Source organism: Flavivirga eckloniae, assembly GCF_002886045.1.
Lineage (GTDB): Bacteria > Bacteroidota > Bacteroidia > Flavobacteriales > Flavobacteriaceae > Flavivirga > Flavivirga eckloniae.
In genome coordinates this window covers 3,211,726-3,232,721 of the sequence record NZ_CP025791.1, presented here as the reverse complement: position 1 = coordinate 3,232,721, position 20,996 = coordinate 3,211,726, and the positions used below count along the sequence as shown (strand labels likewise).

Genomic DNA, 20,996 nt, shown 5'->3' with positions numbered 1-20,996 from the left:
TACGTGAATTGCAAAAAAAGATATATAACCTGTATCTGAATAGATTAAAAGCCTTTTTATTACGTTAAAAACATGAAAAAAACAGCCCTAATTACAGGAGCGACAAGCGGTATTGGAGAAGCAACTGCTTATGAGTTTGCAAAGCATAACATCGATTTAGTATTGTGCGGAAGACGTCTGGAACGACTAAAAGCTATTCAAAATGAATTGGAGCGCTTAACCAACGTTCATATTCTAAATTTCGATGTGCGCGATAAAGAAAAAACACGTCAAGCTATTGAATCGTTACCAGATACCTTTAATACCATTGATATTTTAATAAACAATGCGGGTAACGCCCATGGTTTAGATCCCATAAATGAAGGAAGCATTGATGACTGGGACGCTATGATGGACATTAATGTTAAAGGACTGTTGTATGTAAGCAAAGCTATTATTCCGCAAATGACAGCACGTCAATCGGGACATATCATTAATATCGGATCATCGGCAGGTAAAGAAGTTTATCCCAAAGGAAATGTATACTGCGCCAGTAAACATGCTGTTCTAGCTATTACAGAAGGTATGCGTATCGATTTAAATCCGTTTGGAATAAAAGTGGGCGCCATAAACCCCGGCTTGGTAGAAACGGAATTCTCGCAGGTGCGTTTTAAAGGAGACAATACGGTTGCGGGCTCTGTTTACAAAGGTTTTAAAGCTTTACAGGCTGAAGATATTGCCGAGATTATTTATTTCGCTGTATCCCGACCTCCTCATGTGAATATTGCAGATTTATTGGTGTTTCCAACTGCCCAGGCGAATAGTGTTACTGTGAAAAAGGATTTATAAAAATGAGGAAGGCACCTATACTTCTTTTCTATTTGGCAATCTTTTATATTTGTATTAGCTCTTCATGCGGTCAAGCTAGTCATAATTTTGAAGACCCAAGATTCGTTATACATACTGTTGATTTAAAACAACAGACCCTCAAGTTTTATTGGAAAAATGATCATGGCGTTTCTATTAAAAATCACAAAAATTTAAAAAAACATCTTGACCATAAATCTCAAAAATTAATTTTTGCCACAAATGGAGGTATGTATCTGAAAGATGGCACACCTCAAGGGTTATTTATAGAAAATGGCATTGTTAAAACCCCTTTAGATACTTTAAAAAAAGATTATGGCAATTTTTACTTAGAACCTAATGGTGTTTTTTACTTAACAAAAGACAATAAAGGGGTGGTTTGTAAAACTGAAACATTTAAGCTTAGCAAAACTATAACTTATGCGACACAATCCGGACCAATGCTAGTAATAGATAATAAAATACATCCAGTATTTAAAAAGGGCTCAAAACATTTGCATATAAGAAATGGTATTGGTGTTCTCCCGGATGGAAATCTTTTATTTGCCATGTCGAAAGACTTGATCTCACTATACGATTTTGCTGAATTTTTTAAAAATAATGGTTGTAAAAATGCCCTATACCTTGACGGATTTGTATCGAGAACCTACTTACCATCAAAGAACTGGAAACAATTAGACGGTAATTTTGGAGTAATTATTGCTGAGACAAAAGAAATGAATTAACAAAGATTCCTGCCTTCGCAGGAATAACAACTATGATTAATAAACGCCTTCTCATAAAACACCTTTTAGCTCATAACGATGAGAACAGTTTTTATGATAAAAAGCGAAAAATAGATATTAGTCATAAAGAAGGAAAAGCAAAGTTTTTAAAACATATTTGCGCACTATCAAATAGCAACCCAAAAAACAACTCTTACATCGTTATTGGTGTTGAAGATGAGGATAACAATATTGTTGGTGTTGATTTTTTTGATGACAGTAAAATACAGAACCTCATCAATGCCTATCTTAGTCATCCACCGATAGTACAATATGAAAACATTCCCTTTCCGCACTTGCCCGTAGATAAAGTTGTGGGATTGGTAACTATAAGACCTACAGGCAAAATCACATCGCTTAGAAAAAACATTTGGAAATACTACGGAGGCTCTGTGTTTTTTAGGGATGGTAGTATGAGTATGCCCAAGGTATTCGATATTGAAATAAAAGATGTAAACTCTGAAATTGTTGAAGCTATTGAAAACAATGCCCAAAACAATATAGAACATACATTGGACGGAGTTTTCGATTTTATGACTACTCGTAAGGACTACAACGCGCAATATAAAGTTTTTAAAGAGTATTTCGTAATATGCTGGGCTGGTCAAAAAAAGCTTGTAAAGGACGAGGTTTTCTTTTCCAGAGTAGATATTGAATTGATAAACGAACAGGTACGTTTATTCTTTTCTGCCTTAGATGAAGTCGCTATTACTATTGACGATAACAGCTTTAAAATTATCGAATATGTAAATCTCGGACTCCAAAACTCAAGCAAATATTATCCGTTAGAAGAAACAACCATCCGTTTCGAAAACAATGCGAGCTATAATATTGAAACAAAACTATTGTTCGAACCTCCTCAATTTGACAAAAAGGTATTGCATCATATTTACAACTCTAATAATGCTATTATAGAAAAACTTAAAAAGGGACTTACACTTACAAAAAGAGAGGAAGTAGATTTAAAAAACTTACCCGCTACTTACCTTATATGCTTCCTTAATTCATTTCAGGAAGCCAAAAACAAACTTACCGAAGCAAAACCTTATTTAAAAACACACGGAAATGGGTTATACGAACTTTATAAAGAATCGTTACGTATTTTAAGAAAAGTTAAATACAGTTAAGTAATTATTAAAAATATTAACATTTGTTAATAAAAGTGACTGATAAATTTTTATATGCCATAAAAACCTGTATTTTTGCGGCGCTATTAATCTTTTTTAGATACAACCTTGCTTCTCCCGATAAATTATATCGGTAATGGAGCAAGGTTTTTTAATATGTATTTTTAAAGTACAAAAAAGCCGTTTTTCAATTAAAAACGGCTTTTAATTTTGTTAAATATTACAACAATCACAAAGTCTCTGACTTTGTCCCTGCTTTATTTCCAGCTAACAATTGTATAACTTCTAAACTATACTAATTGCAACTATATCTGTTAGGAGTTAATACCATTCTTCAGAAAAACTAACAACTAGCATAAAAAGATTCCTGCCTCACTGAAACATCTATCCTGAATTTAGCTCAGGAAGTTCAGCGCGAACCGCGAGAATTCGTTACAAATCAAACTTAATCCCTTGAGCTAATGGCAACTCGGTAGTATAATTAATTGTATTGGTTTGACGTCTCATATAAACCTTCCAAGCATCAGAACCAGACTCGCGTCCTCCTCCGGTTTCTTTTTCACCGCCAAAAGCACCACCAATTTCGGCTCCAGAAGTCCCTATATTTACGTTGGCAATACCACAGTCGGAACCAGCAACAGATAAGAAACGCTCAGCCTCTCTTAAGTTATTGGTCATTATAGCAGAACTTAACCCTTGTGCCACTTCGTTTTGAATATCTATAGCGTTTTCAACACCTCCAGAATATTTCAATAAATATAAAACTGGTGCAAATGTTTCGTGTTGTACAATTTCAAAATTAGGTTTCGCCTCAGCAATAGCCGGTTTTACATAACACCCACTTTCGTAACCTTCACCAGAAAGCACGCCGCCTTCAACAATAATATTCCCACCTTCTTCAACAACCTTAGCCAAGGCGTTTTCATACATTCCCACAGCATCTGTATCTATTAATGGCCCTACATGGTTGTTTTCATCTAGCGGATTTCCAATGCGTAATTGCTTATACGCATCTACAACAGCGTTCTTAACCTGATCGTAAATACTCTCGTGAATAATTAAACGACGCGTAGACGTACAACGTTGTCCTGCTGTTCCTACTGCTCCGAAAACGGCTCCAATAACAGTCATTTTAATATCAGCATCTGGCGTTACAATAATCGCATTATTACCACCTAACTCCAATAAACTTTTTCCTAAACGGGCGGCTACCTCTTGCGCCACAATTTTACCCATTCTTGTAGAACCTGTTGCAGAAATTAACGGAATGCGAGTATCTTTCGTCATAAACTCACCCACCTTATAATCGCCATTAATTAAATTACAAATCCCTTCCGGTAAATTATTTTCTTTAAAAACCTCGGCAGCAATGTTCTGACAAGCTACACCACACATAGGGGTTTTCTCAGAAGGTTTCCAAACACAAACATCTCCGCAAACCCAAGCCAAAGCCGTATTCCATGCCCAAACAGCTACTGGAAAATTAAATGCAGAAATAATTCCAACTACACCTAAAGGATGATACTGCTCGTACATTCTATGTCCCGGACGTTCCGAATGCATCGTTAAGCCGTGAAGCTGACGGGATAATCCAACAGCAAAATCACAGATATCTATCATTTCCTGAACTTCACCCAAGCCTTCCTGATAAGATTTCCCCATTTCGTAAGAAACCAATCTGCCTAAAGCCTCTTTCTTCTCTCTTAATTTTTCACCAAACTGACGCACAATCTCGCCACGCTGTGGCGCAGGCATGGTTCTCCAGGTTTTGAAAGCACTTGTCGCAGTTTCCATAACCCTTTCGTAATCTTCCTTTGTTGTCGTTTTTACTTTACCAATTAATTGTCCATCAACGGGTGAATAGCTTTCAATAATTTCTCCATTGGAGAAATTGTTGGAACCTGTTGAAGTTCCTTCATTTAAATCTTTAACGCCTAACTGCACTAAAACGTTATTTATTCCGAAATCAGCAGAAACTACACTCATATATATCAATTTTTTGCGAATTATTTAATTTTTCGCAAGATACTTATAAAGTTTATTTTAAATCTCAATTTTTATTATAAAAATTATTATTGGTTAACTGAGACCTGTCAAATTTTAAAACCTGACAGGTCTGTCCAAAGAATAAAGTTGTAAAGAACTTATTATCGATAAGCTAAACACAAGATTATTTATTAGTAAATTATCTATGCTTAAGTCTATTTATGATAATTCGTGAAATTAATATCAACCTATTTCCTTAGGAAAAGTTGGGTGTAATAGTAAACTCCCGATTGACTTTTAACAACGCTAATACCTATATGCGTAAAGTTTCCTTCAATGTTTTTACGATGGTCGCTGCTGTTTAACCAAGCAGTCATAACTTGTTCTGCAGAAACCTGTTTAAACGCTACATTTTCACCTACTCCTTTGGCATTTTCTTCATCAAACAGGCGGTCTGCTCGCTTACTAAAATTATCATGGCTAATATCTCCTTGACCAATCATGAACATATTATGTTCTTCAGCTAAATTTTCCGCCAAAGTATTAACCTCTAAAATTTGTTTCCCAATACTAGTTCTATGGTTATTTACTATTTGTAATATCTCATTAGCCATATCGATAGTTATTTCCTTTTCGATATCGCCGACCGGATCGTCTTTAGAGCATCCAATGTTACAAGTTAATAGGGTTAAAAATGCTAATGTAAGTCCAGTTTTTAATAAAAAGTTTTTCATAAATTATGTGATTTGGGATATTCAAATATACGTTCTATTTTAATTTATGGTCTATTTCGCTTTATACCTTATAAGTTGCTTAGCATATAACATGGTCGTTAAGAGCATATTTCACGGAATACAGTGATAAAAAAATAAAACGATGTGTTTACTTTTGTTTACGGAAGTTAGCTTATGAGAATAAAATAGATCATCCCGTTGAAGGGCTGAATGATTTTACAACAAATCACCAAAAGTAATTATAAGTTCATAAATAAAACCATTAACTTTATTGCACCTAACACATCACTACAAATCATGAAAAAACTAGTCTATTTAGTTTTGGTTTTATTAGCATTTACTTCTTGTAAAAATGAATCAAAATTACCTGTTGAACATGTTCAACAGCAGAAAGAAAAACAGGAATTTTCAATAATAATTCATGGAGGTGCCGGCACTATTTTAAAAGAAAATATGTCTGCAGAAAAAGAAGCTGCCTACAAAACTACCTTGGAAGAAGCCATTAGAGTTGGATATAACATTTTAAAAAATGGGGGATCGAGTCTTGACGCCGTGCAAAAAACAATCAACGTTATGGAAGATTCGCCGTTGTTCAATGCAGGAAAAGGTGCGGTTTTCACAAATGCAGGCACTAACGAACATGATGCTTCTATCATGGACGGAAAAACACTAAATGCAGGAGCATCGGCAGGAACAACCATAGTTAAAAACCCCATAAATTTAGCTAGAACCGTTATGGATCAATCACCTCATGTGATGCTATCTGGAAACGGAGCCAATACCTTTGCTAAAGAGCAAGGTCTGCAAATCGTAGATCCCGATTATTTTTATACCGAAAGACGCCACAAATCGCTCGAAAAAATAAAAGAAACCGAAAAACTCGAATTAGATCACGACGACAAAACCGCTCTCTTTTATGATGCCGATATTAAAAACTCAAAATTTGGAACCGTTGGCTGTGCTGCACTCGATAAAAACGGAAATCTGGCTGCCGGAACCTCAACTGGTGGTATGACCAACAAACGCTGGGGACGCGTGGGAGATTCTCCTATTATTGGAGCTGGTACATATGCCAATAATAATACCTGTGCCGTATCCAGTACAGGTTGGGGCGAGTATTTTATTCGCGCCATGGTAGCTTACGATATTTCTGCTCTTATGGAATACAAAAACGTATCACTACAAGAAGCCGCCAAAGAAGTCATTCAAAATAAACTAACAAATCTAGGTGGAACCGGAGGAATTGTTGCAGTAGATAAATACGGAACTATGGTTGCAGAATTCAATACAGCAGGTATGTACAGAGCAACCATGAATGCTAAAGGCGAACTATCTATCGGGATTTACAAAGATTAAACCATTTAAGAACAATTTAACAATAACTCAAAATCTAAAGGACAAAAAACGAACGTAACTAGTTTAACAAGAAACAACCTACGCTTTCTTTTTACTAAGTTCATTATCATTTAAAACCATCATCTTATGCTATTAAAAAAACTCTCTGCTATTCTAGTGCTTATTGCAATAGTTGCATCTTGTAAAAAGAAAGTTACCGAAACAGATAATCTTTTCAAGTTTAAGGATTACATAAGTTATACAACATCAGGGTTAACATCGGTAATGAGCCCTATTGAAATAAATTTAACCGAAGAAGTAGCGAGTTGGGAAATGGGTCAGGAAATCACAGATCGTATCGTTTCCATAAGTCCATATGTAGAGGGAAAATTAATGGTAGCCAACAAACATGCTTTAATGTTTACTCCAGATGAGCCACTACAATCTGCTACAGAATATACTGTTAAGGTTAAACTTTCAGACATTTACAAAGATATTCCCAGCGATTTCAGCTCATATACCTTTCAATTTAAAACCATTACGCCAAGCTTCAATATTGTAACGAACAACCTGCAATCTTACAGTAAAAAATGGCAGTATTTAGAAGGTGTTATTAAATCGGCAGATGTTATTTCTTTAGAGAACGCCAGGCAATTAGTAAAGGCATCACAAAACGGAAATAATTTAAACATTGTATTTAACGAAGCTAACGAAAAAAGCAAGGTTTTCGATTTTAAAATAGATAGTATTAGCCGCTTAATAGAAGACAGCAACATTCTTGTATCGTGGAACGGAAAAGCTATTGATGCCGAGAACAAGGGCGAGAATGAGGTTGCTATTCCGGGCGTAAACAACTTTACAATTACCAAAACAGAAGTTATTCAATCCCCAGAACAATATTTACTAATCAACTTTTCAGATCCGCTAAAAAAGCAACAAAATTTTGACGGACTCATCACTCTTCAAAACATAAAGAAACCCAAATTCGTAGTTGATGGCAATGTGCTAAAAGTATATCCAGATACTAAACTGGTGGGTAATATCCAGGTTGATATTTTTCAAGGCATTAAAAACACAGATGGCTTTAAACTTAAAACACCTTTTTCAGAAATTATTGGTTTCGAAGCATTAAAACCACAAGTACGTTTAATTGGAAATGGTTCTATTTTGCCAAATTCAGAAGAATTAAAATTCAATTTCGAAGCCGTTAATTTAAGTGCTGTAGATGTAAGGGTGATTAAAATTTTCGAAGACAATGTGCTTCAGTTTTTGCAAGACAATAACATGAACAGCAATAACAGCCATGAAATTAGAAAAGTAGGACGCCGTATTGCAAAACAAACCATTCCGCTAGTATCAGAAAACGAAAACACAGGAAAATGGAAAGCCTACAGCATTGATTTATCAAAATTCTTTAAAGTAGATGCCGGGGCTATTTATCGTGTAGAAGTTAGTTTTAATAAAAGTTATTCGTTGTACGATTGCGATGCTGTTGTTAGCGTAAATAATAGTGAAAATAACGAGGATTATTATGAAGATGAATACTACGAAGACGATTACGATTATGGAAACGAAACTTCGGAAGAAGACGAAGATTTAAAAGAAGAAGCCTACTGGAACAACCTTAACTACAGATACCGAAACTATTCGTACAACTGGCGCGAACAAGAAAACCCTTGTCATGATGCTTACTATAGCGAAAGCCGTATCGTATACCAAAACCTAATTGCTTCGAATCTGGGGGTTATTGCAAAACGAGGCACTAATAACTCCTACTACTTTGCGGTTACCAATATTTTAAATACCGAGCCGGAAGCTAACGCTACAGTAGCGCTTTATAACTTCCAACAACAAAAAATAGAAGAAGCCAATACAGATAAAGAGGGTTTAACCATTATCGATGCCGAAAAACATGCTTCTTTTGCTATTGTTTCAAAAGGAAACAATGCCAGTTATGTAAAACTTCACGATGGGAATTCATTATCGTTAAGCAAGTTTGATGTTTCTGGTAATAGGTTACAACGCGGGCTTAAAGGATATATTTACGGCGAACGTGGTGTTTGGCGACCTGGCGATACCTTGCACTTAACGTTTATGCTAAACGATCAAGCCAACAAACTCCCAAAACAGCATCCTGTTAAGCTTGAAATTACCGACCCGAATGGCAAGCTTGTTTATAAAAAAGTTAGTACAGATAACCTTAATAACTTTTTCAAATTCACGGTTCCAACATCTACAGAAGATAAAACAGGAGATTACAACGCGAAAGTCTCTGTTGGAGGCGCTACATTTTATAAAGGCTTAAAAATTGAAACCGTTAAACCAAATCGATTAAAAATTAAAGTTGATTTTGAAAACGACATCCTTACAAGTACCGAACCACTAAAAGGAACACTGGGTGTAAAATGGCTTCATGGAGCACCAGGAAAGAACTTAAAAACTGAGATAAAAGCAAAATTCAGTACGTCGTATTCTGGTTTTAAAAAGTATAAAGGCTATACGTTTAACGATCCTACTCGCAAATTTAATACTGAAGAAATTAATGTTTTTGAAGGGCGTGTAAACGAGGAAGGACAAGCCAAAATCACTAATAAAATAGCTGTTGGAAAAAATGCTCCGGGCATGTTAAACGTGCAGTTTTTGGTACGTGCTTTCGAAAATGGTGGTGATTTCTCGTTAGATGCGTTTACTAAAAAATATGCACCCTACAGTTCTTTTGTCGGGTTACGTTCTCCAAAAGGAAATGCATATGGTTCTTATTTTACAGATGAAAACCAAAGTTTTGATGTGGTCGTAGTGGATGCCAATGGGAAGCCTGTAAAACGAAACAACCTAGAAGTAAAGGTTTATAAAATTGAATGGCGTTGGTGGTGGAACTCATCTTACGACAACTTATCTAGTTACGTTTCCAGCAGTTATCACAGACCTTATTTAAACTCTAAAATAAGCACCGATGCCAACGGTAAAGCAACACTAAACATAAACATCCCAGACAATGAACGTGGTCGTTACCTTATTCGAATTAAAGACCCTGTGAGCGGACATGCCACAGGAAGAACAGCTTATTTTTATAAAAACTGGTGGTTAAATTCGTCATCAGGAGATAAAAGTGCAGCAAAAATGCTCGTTTTCTCGGCAGATAAAGAAAAGTACGATGTTGGGGAAACAGCCAAAATAACCTTCCAATCAGGTAGTGAAGGGCGCGCATTAGTAAGTATAGAAAACGGCACAGAAGTATTAGAACATAAATGGGTAAAAACAAAACCGGGAGAAACGGTAGTAGATATTCCGGTAACGTCTGATATGGCTCCTAATGTGTTCATTAATATTTCACTATTACAACCACATGCTATTTCGGCTAACGATTTACCAATTCGCCTATTTGGGGTTATTCCTATGATGGTTGAAGACCCTGAAACTAAGCTAGAACCAGAAATAAAAATGCCGGACAAATTACGTCCGGAGCAAGAATTTAAAGTAACCGTATCGGAAAAAAACGAAAAAGCCATGACCTATACCATAGCTGTGGTTGAAGAAGGTCTGCTTGATCTTACACGTTTTAAAACGCCTAACGCATGGAGCTCTTTTTACGCTCGCGAAGCTCTAGGTGTAAAAACCTGGGATATTTTCGACGATGTTATTGGTGCTTATTCAGGCAGTATAGATCAAGTATTCTCTATTGGTGGTGATGGAAGTGCCGCCGGTGGAAAAAACAAAAAAGCAAACCGCTTTAAACCTGTGGTTACCTACTTAGGACCGTTCTCTTTAAAAGCCGGTAAAAGTAAAACGCATAACATAAAAATGCCAAATTACATTGGAGCCGTAAGAACTATGGTTATTGCTGGAAACAACACCACTGAAGCTTACGGATGCGCAGAAAAATCTGTTGAAGTTAAAAAGCCTTTAATGGTACTGGCATCGCTTCCGCGGAAATTAAGCCCTGGAGAAAAAGTAACCCTCCCTGTAACTGTTTTTGCCATGGAGCCTAAGGTTAAAAATGTAAACATTAGCTTGAAACTAAGCAATGGCATTTCGGTTGTAGGCGACAAATCAAAAACACTTTCGTTTGCTAAACCTGATGAAAAAATGGCTTATTTTGAGTTGGATGTTAGTAAAGCCAAAGGTTTCAATACCGTTGAAGTTATTGCCTCTGGAAACGGCGAGAAATCAACGTATAAAGTAGAGCTGGATGTTTTTAATCCAAATCCTATTACATCAAAACCAATAGATCAGGTTTTAGAAGCAAATGCAACAGAATCCGTAGCGTTTTCAACATTTGGTGTATACGGAACAAATGCTGCGACTCTGGAGTTTTCTACGATGCCTCCAATGGATTTTTCACGTAGATTACAATACTTAATCCAATATCCGCATGGCTGTGTAGAGCAAACCACATCGAGTGTATTCCCTCAGCTATTTTTAAACGATATTTTTGATTTAACGCATGATAAAAAACAAAAAATCAAGACTAATATTGAAAACGGTATTAAACGTTTAGGGCATTTTCAAAGACCAGACGGAGGTCTTAGTTATTGGATTGGTGAAAACTACACCAACGATTGGGGAACAAGTTATGCCGGGCATTTTATGTTAGAAGCCGAAAAGAAAGGTTATGTTTTACCACTTACCTTTAAAAGCAATTGGGTTAAATACCAGCAACAAGCGGCAAGAGATTGGAGACCTAGTTATCGAAGTTATAATTCCGATTTAGCACAGGCTTATAGATTATATACTTTGGCATTAGCTGGACAAGCAGATTTAGCCGCTATGAACAGATTGCGCGAGTTTAGCGAAATATCGAACGAAGCCAAATGGCGATTAGCAGCAGCTTATGCGTTAGCTGGACAAAAAGAGGCTAGCGACGCTATTTCTAAAACAGCAAATATTAATTTTAAACCCGTTCGTTATAACTATTACACCTATGGTTCTGTTGACAGAAACCGTGCTATGGCTTTAGAGACTATGGTGCTTACTAAAAATTCGAAAAGACGTGAATTATCTGAATACATTGCCAAAGACTTATCGAGCAATCGTTGGATGAGTACGCAAACCACCGCTTATAGCTTACTAGCCATTGCAAAAATGGTAGAAGCAAATGGAGGAAAAGCGCTTAATCTAAACTATACCCTAAACGGGAAAAAGGAAACCATAAATACCAAAAGTGCCATTGCCCAACGTGAGCTAAAAGTTATAGACGGCGAAAACACGATATCCTTTACCAATAATAAAGATAATATCGTTTATGTACGCGTATTAAATTCAGGAAAGCTACCGCTTGGAGAGGAATTAACAGAACAACGTGGACTGAGTGTTAGCTACACGTATAAAGATTTAAAAGGGAATACTATAGATGTTTCTAACCTCATGCAAGGTCAAGACTTTGTAGCGTCTGTAAAAGTTAGCAACCTTAAGGATGAAGCCATTAATGATGTGGCATTAACACAGATTTTTCCATCCGGGTGGGAAATCGTGAATACCCGCTTTACAGATTTTGGAAGTACAACGACCAGCCAAGCCAGATTTACAGATATTAGAGACGACCGTGTTAATTTCTATTTCGATCTGGGACGAAAAGGAAGGCAAAGCACCAAAACCTTTAATGTAATGCTTAACGCATCATATTTAGGAACTTATTATTTACCTGGTGTTCAAGCTGAAGCCATGTACGATAATGAATACCTGGTAAGAACCAAAGGTAAATGGATTACTGTTGAGAAGTAGTGTAAACTACATCTTCGTTTTCTATTTCAATATCTTGAAATAGTACCCACTCCTCCTTTGTTTGCAGAACGTAGTCTAAGCAAAGGAGGAGAACTTAACGAGAAAATTATAACTAATTCACCAAAAAAAATTAGCATGAGCTCCTTCCTTGGTTACTGAGCAGAGTCGAAGTAAAGGGAAGGCGGCTTTAATTTCAGTAAAAGAAATTAAAGTCGGAAGGGTTTTTATGCCCAGAGAGGATTAATAATTTTAAAACAGAACAAATGAAAACATACATAAACATAATCGCACTATTGATCGCTTTCAATTTTGCACAAGCACAAGAATTACACTATGTAAAAGCAGACAACGGATTAATTTTAAGAGAAAAGCCAGACAGAACCTCGAACAGGGTAACTAAGTTAGACTATGGTACACAATTAGAGGTTATGGAATACACAAACTTAAAATTAGAGGTTATAGACAATAATGACGTTATCTCTGGTGAATGGGTAAAAATCATCACCAAAGAGGATGATTATAGCACAGAAATAGGATATGTTTTTAATGGCTATTTAACAGAAGAAAAACTAAAAAAACGCTTTAAAGTAGGTTTCGACGAATTGTTCTCATTATCTGTAGACGGTCTGTATGCCTTTGTGCTTAAAGAGAATAAAGACACTATTGATGTCGCCTTAGAACTTGGAGAATCCATTGAAGAAAAAAACATTAGAATCAAGCATCATACAGATTATAAAGACATTAAAGTATTTCAAAGGTATGTAAACAGTGTCTCTATTATGAATGAAGGCCCTCATTGTGATTTATTGGATTGGAAAAGCTATTATTCCAGTTGGGTGCCCTTAAAACCATTAAAAGCCCTTAATCAGTTCAAAACAAATTCTTATACAGACGACGCTTGGGGTAAATTCAAAGACGTTGATATTAATGCGTTTAAACAAGCCGTTAAAACACATTGTGGTGACGATTGGGCTGAGCTAGTAAAACATGTAAAATCTATAAACGAATACCCTGCCGTAGTTTCAATGAGTCATATTTCTCTCAAAGTAGTTTTCACCACTATGAACGACGAAAAAATTGAAAAAATAATTGTCTTTGAAATTCCGATGGGATGTTAATTAACGTGAGTTTCGACGTAACTACAATATTATCATATTGAATGTCAATGATTTAATTCAGGTGTCAGGTTGAGCCTTTCGACTCCGCTCAAGACAGGCTAAAGTCGAAACCTATTTAAATTTATAGACTTTAATGACCTTTCGACTTTAGTTTATGCTGAGCATAGCCGAAGTACTCAAGGCGACAAGTAACATTTTTAGTGTACTTATCGTTAAAATTAGACTGTTTTTAAGATAGAAACTCGCGTTAATTAACGCTTTAAAGTAAAATGCCCAGTTATTTTTTGGTTATCTATAACAATAACATACCAATAATCACCTGTGGGCAAGGGCTGATTTTTAAACGTTCCGTTCCATGAAAACGGACTGTTTCTGGAGTTCTTTAACAACTTTCCGTAACGGTCGAAAATAGACACGTAAGATGATGAGAAAAACTCGATGCCTTTTAAATCGAATACATCATTATTACCGTCGTTATTGGGAGTAAAGAATTTAGGAACATAAAAATGTAAAAACTGTTCGGTGATAATTTCACTACAGTTTCGTTCTTTGACATAAATAGTATACAACCCACCTTCAATACCAGAAAACACATTACTCGATTGAAATATGTTCCCATTTAAAGAATATATAAAATCCCCGGTATTCGACGTGGTAATAACAATATCGCTACCATCAGAATCTATATTTTCTATTTCCGGGTTATTTATTTGAGATAAGGTAATTGTTTTTGTTTCAAAGCATGTACCATTAAAAACGTCGACAGTATACGTTCCTTCATTACTAACATCTATGGTTTCAGTAGTTTCTCCGGTATTCCAACGATAAGCTGTAACAACTGAAGGATTTATAACATTTGGACGTAATGTTGTGATGGTGTTTTCACAAAACGACAATGACTCATCTATAACCTCAGGCACCTCTAAATAGTCTATTTGTAACCGAGCTCTTGTAGTCGATCTACAACCAGCAGTTGTTGTTTCAGCTTCGGCATAATAAACTCCAGAGCTTGTTGGTTTGTATGAGGCACTTCCAGATAAAAACGGAGTTCCCCCTGTTGGAGCATCATACCAATTAACAATTACGCCACTAGGAACATTTACAGAAAGAGGTGTGGGATCGTTTTCGCAAATGGTTAAATCGCCATTACTTACTGGTGCGGCTGGAAATGGAATGATTCCGATTTCAAAAATTTCGGAAGTTGAGCTACATAAATTACTTGATAAATTAATAACATCTTCGGCAACTTTTACTCTATAAAACGTCTGAGAGCTTATATTTGGCGTATTGTATGTTGCATTTGTAGCCATAGGAATATCGTTCCAAACAATACCATTTGAGCTTTCCTGCCATTGATAAAAATGTGTAGAAAAAATTGAAAAATCAGGTCTTGCTGTTAATTGTGTGGAAAACGGAACTTCGTTTTCACATAAATAAACATTAGTATTAACAGCAGGGTCTTCTATAACAACCCTATCACCGCAGGTTCTAAACACGATATCATCTAAAGCCAAATCGTTACCACAACCACCAACACCATTATTTAACATTTTTAAAATAACCGAAGTCTGCCCCGGTTTGGTTTGAAATGTTAAAGCATATTGATCCCAATTAGGGCTAGATGTACCATTAATCGCTCCAGTGTCACCACTTTTAAGTAAATCGGTATTGGTACTATCCCAAATTTCAAATCTTACATTAATGGGAATACCTCCGTTACATCTAGATGGAGGCAACAAGTTAATCATCCAAGAAGAAAACTCATAAGACGTGTTTTCACAAAGCCCGGAAACAGGAATGCTAAAAAACTCTCCTGCTGTAAAAGCAGCATTTACAATCAACATTCTACCATTAGGATCTCCGGTATGATCTGGAATAACATGCCATCCAAACCAATCTGTATTGTTTGATACGGTATAAAATCCATCGTTGGGTGCTCCTCCACTAGAAAGTTGATAGGTTGTTGAACCCGATGGAATTCCAACACTTCCTGTGCCAGCTCCAAACGTCTCAACAAAAATGGGGTCTCCAGAGTTTCCAGGACAGAACCCTAATTGTGCATATGTATTAAAACACATAGCAGCAAAAACAATGAGCCATATTTGAGTTAGAGTGATTTTGATAACTTGGTATTTTTAATCTTAAATAGTACCAATGAGCTATATTAGTAAAAAAATAGGTTAATCAAGAATGAAATCCGACCAAATATTGCAACAAACGGACCATAGACCGTTTCAATACCCTAAAAGGGAATGGAAATTTTACCAAGAATGGAATAAGGCTGTTTTTTTACATTGGAAAGTAAATCCCGAGGAAATAATGCCCTTTCTTCCTAATGGTATGAAACCAGATACCATCAATGGAAAAACCTGGGTAAGCCTTGTAGCTTTCACGATGAACAATATAGGTATTAGAAACTTACCTAAAGTGCCTTATATATCTGATTTTTTTGAAATCAACATTAGGGTTTATATTACCTACAATGATAAACCGAGTGTTTACTTTTTAAATATGGAAAGCAGTAAACGATCATCATGCAACATATTAAAAGTAATATCTAAATTTCCGTATCAATACTCAAAAATGAGTAGAAACGATGGGGTGTATACATCAAAAAACAAAGTATTTAATGACTCATTTAATATGGAATACAGTTTAGAAGACACATCTATTAAAAAAGACGAAACCGATTTGTGGCTTACCGAGCGTTATGCCGTTTTTCAAGATTACAAAAACCATATTATTGAATACGACGTACATCATGTAGAGTGGCCAATGCAATCAATTAGCATTAACAAACTAAACCTAAACTATCCAAGATTTAGTCATTTAATAAACAACCAACCCGATAAAACACATTATTCCAGCGGCGTGCAAGTTTTAACTTGGGATAAAAGAAAACTATAAAATCAATTTTTAAACTAAAATATAAATACCAGCTCCTTACCGGTTACTGAGCGGAGTCGAAGTAACCGAAATCTAAGTAAAGGGAACACGGCTTTTGTTTCAACAAAGAAATCAAAGTCAGAAGGAAAAGAAAACGAATGAGTCAAAAGTAAGAAGCATCAAAAAACAAAATGAACAGAATTATAACCTACATAAAGCACAACAAAATAAAATCAGCAACACTTGCTGTGTTATTAATTGTTTATTATTTCAGTTTACCAAAACAGCTTTTTAAAGACCCAACAACAACAGTAATTACAAGTTCAAACAATGAACTATTGGGAGCCCAGATTGCTAAAGACGGTCAATGGCGATTTCCACAAAACGATAGTATCCCAGAAAAATTCAAAACCTGCATCGTTCAATTCGAAGACGAATATTTTTACAAGCACCCTGGTTTTAATCCCATATCCATATTTAAAGCTTTAAGGGAAAATTTAAAATCTGGTGGCATAAAACGAGGAGGTAGCACGATTACCCAACAGGTTATTAGACTATCTAGAAAAGGGCAATCCAGAACATACCTTGAAAAAATAAAAGAAATTATTTTGGCATCCCGATTAGAGCTTCGGGAATCTAAAAATAAAATTCTATCCTATTACAGCAGCAATGCCCCATTTGGAGGAAATGTAGTTGGGCTAGATGCTGCTTCGTGGCGTTATTTCAACAGAGATGCCAGCCAATTATCCTGGGCAGAGAGTGCTACGCTTGCCGTTTTACCCAATGCTCCTAGTTTAATTTATCCAGGAAAGAATCAAGAAAAACTATTAAAAAAGCGAGATCGGCTTTTAACAAAGCTTTTAATAAATCAAATTATAGACTCACTAACTTACAAACTATCTATTGCCGAGAGCTTACCTCAAAAACCCTATCGGTTACCGCAAATAGCACCTCATTTATTACAAAAAGCATCTCATACCAACCATGGAGAACGTATAAGAACTACTATCGATGTCAAGCTACAAGAGCGTGTAAACCATATAGTGAAAAGTCATTACAATCAACTAAGTCAAAATGAAATTTATAATGCCGCAGTATTAGTTTTAGATGTAAAAACCAGACAGGTTTTAGCTTATGTAGGCAATACTCCAACAGATAAAGTACATCAAAAGGACGTAGATATTATTGATAAACCCAGAAGCACAGGCAGTATTTTAAAACCTTTTTTATATGCAGCAATGTTAGATGCTGGAGATTTACTTCCTCATACACTGGTAACCGATGTACCTACCCAGTTTGGCAGTTATAATCCAGAAAATTTTAATAAAACCTACGATGGTGCAATACCTGCAAGTAGGGCCCTATCCCGTTCGCTAAATGTTCCTGCCGTTAGAATGCTTCAAGATTTTGGTTTAGACAGATTTCATCATTATTTAAAAACACTGCAATTAAAAGACTTGAAATACAATGCAAATCATTACGGATTGTCGCTTATTTTAGGAGGCGCAGAAAGCAATCTATGGGATTTATGCAAAAGTTATGCAGCCCTTTCCTCTACCCTAAACCACTTTTCGGAAACCTCTAGTGAGTATTTTACGAATGAATTTTGCGAACCGACCTTTTTGGCTTCAGAGACAATTGACTTTGGTGATAAAACCAGAGATAAAACTCTTTTTGATGCTGCATCTATTTATTTAACCTATGAAAGTTTAAAAGAAGTAAACAGACCAGAGAGTGACGAAAGTTGGGAGTTTTTCGATGGTTCTAAACAAATTGCCTGGAAAACAGGTACCAGTTTCGGGTTTCGAGACGCATGGGCCATTGGTTCGACTAAAGACTACGTGGTCGGCGTATGGGTTGGCAATGCCGATGGAGAAGGGCGACCCGGCCTGGTTGGGGTACAAACTGCAGCACCAATTTTGTTTGATGTGTTCGATTTATTACCGAACAGCAATTGGTTTTCAAAACCATTTGACGAAATGCAAGAGATAGATGTTTGCACACTAAGCGGACATAGAGCGTCTCCTAATTGTGATGCCATTGAACAAAAGTTTATTCAAGTTAGCGGTTTAAAAACAACACCTTGTCCGTATCATATACTAATTCATGTGGATAAAAACGAATCGTTTCAAGTAAATTCTTCTTGCGAGGATTTAGGCAATATCACGCACAAATCCTGGTTTGTTTTACCGCCTTTAATGGCATATTATTACAAAACCAAAAACCCATTTTATAAACCACTTCCTAAATTTAGGAGCGATTGTATAGGTTCGAATACTGTTTCGATGGCGTTTATTTACCCTAAAGAAAACAATGCCATTTTTTTACCAAAAGATTTTGACGGCAAAACAAATGATCTGGTTTTAAAAATAGCACATTCTAAACCCGAAAGCACCTTATTTTGGTATCTAGACAACACTTTTATTGCTAGTACTAAAGACATTCACGACTTGGCAATTATCCCAAAACAGGGAGCACACATAATTACTGTTGTAGATGAATTTGGAAATGAAGCCAAACGTAAAATTACGATTTCGGAATAATTACTTTCTTATAAACGTTTTTATCATACTATGATCGGATTTAAAAGTACCTATCTTTTCAGTTTTAAGAATTTCCAAGTCTTTAGAAACCCAAATATGATCTAAAGATAGTAACGGAATATTCCAAAACCAGGTTTCCATAAAACCATTACCCTTTTCTGAAAAGGCATGATTAAAATCCGTTTTTAGATCCTCTAAATACTTAGATTCATACGGTACATTGAAGTCTCCTAGAACGATAGTCCGTTTTGTCTGGGTGATGGACTTGTTAACAAATCCCAGTTCCCAATTTCGTGGTACATCCATACTTCCAGATACATCTACTACATAGAAATTAACATCGTTTGTTTCAAAACGAATCACGGTAGATTCATATTTTGATAGTATAATTTCTTTAATGTTTATAGGCCTATTTGAGCATATCCCTATTCTTCTGGTAGGATGTTTATAAAAATAGCGATCAGAGTATTTTAACTTGGTTTCCTCTAATATCTTACCATGATATTCTGCTAAAACAACAACATCGGGAATACTATCACTTTTATTGAATACATCCTGAAAATTTCTTTCATGAGATGCATTCCAAAATACGACTTCCAAATCCCGCTCGTTAACAGTTTCCGAAATATGTACTTTAAAACTTCTACCTAACCAAACAATCATCAATATGGCTGCGAGCCATAAATTATACTTTTTTAACCCCCTCTTAAGAAAGATAGCAAGTATTAAAACAACGATGATAATAACAGGAAGCGGAAAGCTATAAAAGTATAGAGAAGTTTGTAAGCTACTCTCCTTTAAAACAAAATGAATAGCGAGTAATGCTATAATTATTACAACATTAATAACACTAAACAGACGCTTTAAACCTTTTAACATCTATCGTAAAGGAAAGCCTTTTCCTGCCCACCACGGATGTATTTCAATCTCTAAGCGCCCTGCTTTTACCATAGGGTCTGAGTTTGCTAAACTATCTGCCATTTTTAGTGTAGGCACGTTATAAATCGTAATCCCTCGAATATCCCCTTCATCTCCAAAAGGTCCAGAAATATCTGCATACCCAAGCTCATACATTTTACTTAAATGTGCTAAATGTTCTTGCTGCAATAAAGCGGCTTCTTCCTCATTTTGTCCTCTAATAGGCCCCGTTTTTAAAAATGCCACAAAATACTGCTGCATTATAACCGTGTCTTGAGTTTTTTCATCAACATAATCAAAAACCTTAAAGCCTTTTGTAGTAAGTTCTTCCTTAATTTGCTTGGCTGTTTTTTTAATAGGCTCTTCTACAACTTCTATTATAGAATCTGCTTTTTCTTCTACAACTTCAGAAACATCTTCTTTAATGTCTGAAATAGATGCCTTCGCCTTATCCTTGCACGATAAAAGCGTACATGCCAAAAATAGTGTTAGTAATAAATTCTTCATGGTTATCATTTTTTAATTAGTACCAGATTTTATATGGGTGTTTACTTAACTGTGAATTGTAGTATTTTATGTTTCCTGTAACTTCTTCACCTAACCAAGAAGGGGTTTCAAAAGTTTCATTTTCGCTTTCTAATTCAACCTCGGCAATAACCAAACCTTCATTGTCACCAAAAAACTCATCAATTTCAAAAGTATGGTTTTTAACTTTTACCTCATAGCGAATCTTGTCAATAACCCCTGGTTCACAAATTTTTAGAAGGGATTCGGCATCTGTTTTAGGGATTTCTTTTTCCCATTCAAATCGCGACAGACCGTCTTTTGACGATTCCCCCTTAACCGTTAAATATCCAACATCTCCTTTTAGTCTAACACGAACTGTACGCTCTTTATGGGTATTTAAAAACCCTTGAATAATTCTAGTATGCTTTAATGCTTCATCTTTATAAGCACTAGACGTTACTAAAAATTTACGTTCTATCTCTATCATAATAACGCCACGAGAGCGGATATC

The 20,996-nt window shown here is 35.8% G+C and carries 14 protein-coding genes; 8 read left to right on the top strand and 6 right to left on the bottom strand.

The genetic code is table 11. From position 1 onward, the window contains the following. The first annotated feature begins 72 nt into the window (after positions 1-72). The 3 genes from C1H87_RS13365 to C1H87_RS13355 are packed head-to-tail and all read left to right on the top strand — an operon-like array spanning position 73 to position 2,737. Entirely contained in the window at positions 73-828 is a 756-nt protein-coding gene (locus C1H87_RS13365; protein ID WP_102756295.1) for an SDR family NAD(P)-dependent oxidoreductase, read from the top strand. Positions 829-830: 2 nt separating this feature from the next. Beyond that, complete coding sequence (locus tag C1H87_RS13360; protein WP_102756294.1) at positions 831-1,571, top strand: phosphodiester glycosidase family protein; 741 nt, start codon at positions 831-833, stop codon at positions 1,569-1,571. Between the two features lie 32 nt (positions 1,572-1,603). Then, a complete protein-coding gene (locus C1H87_RS13355; RefSeq protein ID WP_102756293.1) occupies positions 1,604-2,737 on the top strand; it encodes an ATP-binding protein in 1,134 nt (377 codons plus the stop codon). Positions 2,738-3,169: 432 nt separating this feature from the next. Here C1H87_RS13355 and amaB read toward each other — a convergent pair whose 3' ends face one another. Further along, entirely contained in the window at positions 3,170-4,723 is a 1,554-nt protein-coding gene (amaB, locus tag C1H87_RS13350) for an L-piperidine-6-carboxylate dehydrogenase (protein ID WP_102756292.1), read from the bottom strand. A gap of 248 nt (positions 4,724-4,971) precedes the next feature. After that, complete coding sequence (locus C1H87_RS13345) at positions 4,972-5,457, bottom strand: CAP domain-containing protein (protein WP_102756291.1); 486 nt, start codon at positions 5,455-5,457, stop codon at positions 4,972-4,974. A gap of 297 nt (positions 5,458-5,754) precedes the next feature. On the opposite strand from C1H87_RS13345, the gene C1H87_RS13340 reads away from it, so the two are divergent. The 3 genes from C1H87_RS13340 to C1H87_RS13330 all read left to right on the top strand — a co-directional run bounded on the left by C1H87_RS13340 (position 5,755) and on the right by C1H87_RS13330 (position 13,631). Continuing rightward, positions 5,755-6,813: an isoaspartyl peptidase/L-asparaginase family protein gene (locus C1H87_RS13340; RefSeq protein ID WP_102758266.1), complete on the top strand. Its 1,059-nt coding sequence runs from the start codon at positions 5,755-5,757 to the stop codon at positions 6,811-6,813. A gap of 126 nt (positions 6,814-6,939) precedes the next feature. Further along, positions 6,940-12,513, top strand: coding sequence for an alpha-2-macroglobulin family protein (locus C1H87_RS13335; RefSeq protein WP_102756290.1), 5,574 nt, complete (start codon positions 6,940-6,942; stop codon positions 12,511-12,513). A 263-nt stretch (positions 12,514-12,776) separates the two neighbouring features. Continuing rightward, positions 12,777-13,631 carry an SH3 domain-containing protein gene (locus C1H87_RS13330; RefSeq protein WP_102756289.1) on the top strand — a complete coding sequence of 285 codons (855 nt, stop codon included), beginning with the start codon at positions 12,777-12,779 and terminating at the stop codon, positions 13,629-13,631. 251 nt (positions 13,632-13,882) lie between these two features. Here C1H87_RS13330 and C1H87_RS13325 read toward each other — a convergent pair whose 3' ends face one another. Further along, complete coding sequence (locus C1H87_RS13325) at positions 13,883-15,709, bottom strand: T9SS type B sorting domain-containing protein (protein ID WP_102756288.1); 1,827 nt, start codon at positions 15,707-15,709, stop codon at positions 13,883-13,885. A 112-nt stretch (positions 15,710-15,821) separates the two neighbouring features. Here C1H87_RS13325 and C1H87_RS13320 point away from each other — a divergent pair, with 112 nt between their 5' ends. Both C1H87_RS13320 and pbpC read left to right on the top strand, forming a co-directional pair. Further along, entirely contained in the window at positions 15,822-16,538 is a 717-nt protein-coding gene (locus tag C1H87_RS13320; protein WP_102756287.1) for a YqjF family protein, read from the top strand. 170 nt (positions 16,539-16,708) lie between these two features. Further along, the gene (gene pbpC, locus C1H87_RS13315) at positions 16,709-19,060 is read left to right on the top strand and encodes a penicillin-binding protein 1C (protein ID WP_102756286.1); all 2,352 of its coding nucleotides are present in this window, start codon (positions 16,709-16,711) and stop codon (positions 19,058-19,060) included. On the opposite strand, the gene C1H87_RS13310 is transcribed toward pbpC, so the two are convergent. Genes C1H87_RS13310 through C1H87_RS13300 form a run of 3 tightly spaced genes read right to left on the bottom strand, consistent with a single transcriptional unit; the run spans position 19,061 to position 20,972 of the window. Continuing rightward, positions 19,061-19,939, bottom strand: coding sequence for an endonuclease/exonuclease/phosphatase family protein (locus C1H87_RS13310; RefSeq protein WP_102756285.1), 879 nt, complete (start codon positions 19,937-19,939; stop codon positions 19,061-19,063). It lies immediately after the preceding gene. Further along, on the bottom strand, positions 19,940-20,485 hold the full coding sequence (locus C1H87_RS13305; protein WP_102758265.1) for a YciI family protein: 546 nt from the start codon (positions 20,483-20,485) through the stop codon (positions 19,940-19,942). Between the two features lie 16 nt (positions 20,486-20,501). After that, on the bottom strand, positions 20,502-20,972 hold the full coding sequence (locus C1H87_RS13300) for a CYTH domain-containing protein (protein ID WP_102756284.1): 471 nt from the start codon (positions 20,970-20,972) through the stop codon (positions 20,502-20,504). Positions 20,973-20,996: the final 24 nt, after the last annotated feature.